The organism is Methylobacterium sp. A52T, assembly GCF_053346095.1.
Genome location: NZ_JBKFBI010000258.1, coordinates 1 through 3,308, shown reverse-complemented (window position 1 = coordinate 3,308; position 3,308 = coordinate 1). Strand labels below are relative to the sequence as shown.

4 protein-coding genes are annotated in these 3,308 nt (G+C 72.8%); all 4 read left to right on the top strand.

Going from position 1 to position 3,308, the window contains the following annotated elements; translation table 11 throughout:
* The first annotated feature begins 213 nt into the window (after positions 1-213).
* Complete coding sequence (locus ACLBYE_RS30020; RefSeq protein WP_020090901.1) at positions 214-585, top strand: PepSY domain-containing protein; 372 nt, start codon at positions 214-216, stop codon at positions 583-585.
* 35 nt (positions 586-620) lie between these two features.
* Positions 621-1,298 (top strand): response regulator transcription factor, encoded by a 678-nt coding sequence (locus ACLBYE_RS30015; protein ID WP_012321897.1) that lies wholly within the window; start codon positions 621-623, stop codon positions 1,296-1,298.
* 119 nt (positions 1,299-1,417) lie between these two features.
* Positions 1,418-2,836, top strand: a complete 1,419-nt coding sequence (locus tag ACLBYE_RS30010; protein WP_447696953.1) for an ATP-binding protein — start codon at positions 1,418-1,420, stop codon at positions 2,834-2,836.
* 199 nt (positions 2,837-3,035) lie between these two features.
* A partial coding sequence (gene ccmI, locus ACLBYE_RS30005) for a c-type cytochrome biogenesis protein CcmI (RefSeq protein ID WP_447696952.1) occupies positions 3,036-3,308 on the top strand: 273 nt, incomplete at its 3' end.

Below are 3,308 nucleotides of genomic sequence, written 5' to 3'. Positions count from 1 at the left end.
GGCGCCGGCGCCGTGAGACCGGCCGCCGCGCCTGTGGGAAGCGGCGCGCGCCGTGGAACCGGGCGCCGCCTCGGCCGTCATGTCCGCACGATGCCGCCCGCCACCGAATCGACCGCGAAGGGACTGTCCGGACTGCCGCCGACGACCGCCGGGGGCGACGCACGGCCACGTATTCAGGACGCATTCAGTGCCCTGGGCTCACATCGTCTGCCAATGCGCTACGCCATCGCCCTCGTCGCCATCAGCCTGACCGCCGCGGCCCTCGCCGCGGGCGGCCTCGGCTCCATGGCCGACGACGGGCCGGCCCCCCAGACGGGCGCGGTGTCGAGCCAGCCGCCGCTGCGGATCGAGAGCTGCCTGTCCCCCGCGGACCTGCGCGAGGAGGTCGGCGAGCGCCGGGTGATCCCGCCGGTCGCGGCGATCCGCGCGGCCCGGACGGTGATCCCCCGCGCCGAGATCCAGCGGGCGAGCCTCTGCCGTCACGCGGACGGCCTCGTCTACATGCTCACCGCCTTGCGCCGCGACGGGCATTTCGTGCACGTGATCGTCGACGCGCGCACCGGCACCGTGGCGGGACAGTATTGAGCGGGCGCGGGGACCGTTTCGGAGGGGAGTGAGCCGTGCGTCTGCTGGTCGTGGAGGATGACAAGGACATCAACCGGCAGGTCGTGGCCGCGCTGGAGGAGGCCGGCTACGTCGCCGACAAGGCCTATGACGGCGAGGAGGGCGGCTATCTCGGCGAGAGCGAGCCCTACGACGCCATCATCCTCGACATGGGCCTGCCCAAGGCCGACGGCGTCACGGTGCTGCAGAAGTGGCGCCGGGCCGGCGTGAAGACCCCGGTGATCATCCTCACGGCCCGGGACCGCTGGTCCGACAAGGTCGACGGCTTCGACGCCGGCGCCGACGACTACGTCACCAAGCCCTTCCACATGGAGGAGCTGATGGCCCGGGTGCGCGCCCTGCTGCGCCGCGCCGCCGGCCACGCCACCAGCCAGATCGCCTGCGGGCCGGTGACCCTCGACACCCGCTCCGGCAAGGTCTTCGTCGACGGCGCTCAGGTGAAGCTGACGAGCCACGAGTACCGGCTGCTCTCCTACCTGATGCACCATACCGGCCGGGTCGTGTCCCGCGCCGAACTCACCGAGCACCTCTACGACCAGGATTTCGACCGCGACTCGAACACGATCGAGGTGTTCGTGGGCCGCCTGCGCAAGAAGCTCGCGGTGGACCTGATCCAGACCGTCCGCGGCCTCGGCTACCTCGTGGATCCCAACCAGCCGCCGGCCCGGATGTGAGCGCGGCCGCGCGTTCCGGCACGCCGGCCGCCCGCGTCGCCCGCGGACCCCTCGACGGTCGCGTCGACGGTCGCCTCGTCCACGACGCGCCGTCGCCCGTCTGAGCGACCGACGCCCCCATGATCGACCTCATCGGCCTCTTCTCCCTGCGCCGCCGCTCCATCGCGGTGCGGCTCGCCGTGTCGGCGTTCCTGTCGAGCTCCGCGATCCTGCTGATCGCGGCCTGGATCCTCACGACCCTCTACCGCGAGAACACCGAGCGGGCCTTCGACAGCCGCCTCCTCGTCTTCGCCAACAATCTCGCCACCGATCTCGTCTCGCCCAACGATCCGGAGAGCCGGACCTTCTCGCTCGGCGACCCGCGCTTCGACCTGCCCCTGTCCGGCTGGTACTGGCAGGTCGGCAAGCCCGACGCGAAGCCGCGGGACGTGCGCACCTCGCGCTCCCTCGTGGGCGTGCCGCTGCCGGCCGCGACCGATTCCGACGGCAAGGTCGGGGTCGGGCAGATCCGCCAGGGCTACGGCAAGGGGCAGGACGGACGCCTCCTGCGCATCATGGAGCGCGACGTCGATCTCGGCGAGGAGGGCCGCTACACGGTCCGGGTCGCGGGCCCCGCCGACGAGATCGTCAACGACGTCGACCGGTTCCGGAACTCGCTGACCATCACCTTCGGCCTGCTCGGCCTGTCGCTGGCGATCACCACCCTGCTGCAGATCCGCTTCGGCCTCGCGCCCCTCAAGAAGATGCGCGCGGCGCTCGGCGCCGTCCGCCGGGGCGAGGCGGACCGCATCACCGGCACCTATCCCCGCGACATCGCGCCGCTCACCGGGGAGGTGAACCTCCTGATCGAGACCAACCGCGAGATCCTGGAGCGCGCCCGCACCCAGGTGGGCAACCTCGCCCACGCCCTGAAGACGCCGCTCTCGATCATCGTCAACGAGGTCGGGGCCTCCGACGCCCCCGAGGAACTCGCGCAGAAGATCCGCGAGCAGGCCGCGGTGATGCGCGATCAGGTCAACTACCACCTCGACCGGGCCCGCGCCGCGGCGCTCGCCGGCACGCTCGGCACCTCAACGGAGGTCGAGCCGGCGCTCGCCGGCCTCGTGCGCACCTTCGGGAAGATCTACCGGGACAAGGACATCGCCTACGACGTCCACGTGCCGCCGGGCCTGCGCTTCCGCGGCGAGCGCCAGGATTTCGAGGAGATGGTCGGCAACCTCGTCGACAACGCGTCCAAGTGGGCCCACGGGCGGGTGGCGATCCGGGCCGAGGCGGTGAGCAAGGACGATTATCCCCACCTCGTCGTCGCCATCGAGGATGACGGTCCGGGCCTGCCGCCGGAGGCCCGGCAGGCCGTGCTCGGCCGCGGGCGCCGCCTCGACGAATCGAAGCCCGGCTCGGGGCTCGGCCTGTCGATCGTTGCCGACCTCGCCGCCCTGTACCGGGGGCGCTTCACCCTGGAGCAGGCGGCGCTCGGCGGCCTGCGCGCGGTGCTGGAGGTGCCGGGGGACCTGCCGGTCGGCACGGCCGCCCACTGAGGCCGTCGGCCGCGCTCGGGCGCGTCCGGGTGCGGGCCGGGAGGCGGGACGCGGCCTCATGGCTCCCGCCCGGGGCCTTGTCATCGCAACAGAGTTGCGTGACACCGAGCCGCCGCCGGGAGGCGTCGTGGCATCACGCCGCCGGCTCCACAGGGCGTGGGGAGGGGCGGGCCGGTGCGGCCCGTTGGCGATAAGGTCCATGACGGCGATCTGGTTCATCCTGGCGGCCATGACCGCGGCGGCCGTGCTCGGCCTGCTCTGGCCGATGTCGCGGCGCGCCGCCGTGCCGACCGGCGAGGCCGGCGGCAGCGGGCTCGCCACCGAGACGGCGTTCTACGAGGATCAGATCGCCGAGATCGACCGCGACCTCGAGCGCGGCCTGATCGCCCCCGACGAGGCCGAGACCGCCAAGGCCGAGGCGGCGCGCCGCCTGCTCCGGTCGAGCCGCGAGGCGCAGCGAAGGCGGATCGTA

Excerpts from the sequence above, each read along its gene's own strand:
- ACLBYE_RS30010 (WP_447696953.1), top strand. The coding sequence starts at position 1,418 with ATGATCGACCTCATCGGCCTCTTCTCCCTGCGCCGCCGCTCCATCGCG.
- ACLBYE_RS30020 (WP_020090901.1), top strand. The coding sequence starts at position 214 with ATGCGCTACGCCATCGCCCTCGTCGCCATCAGCCTGACCGCCGCGGCC.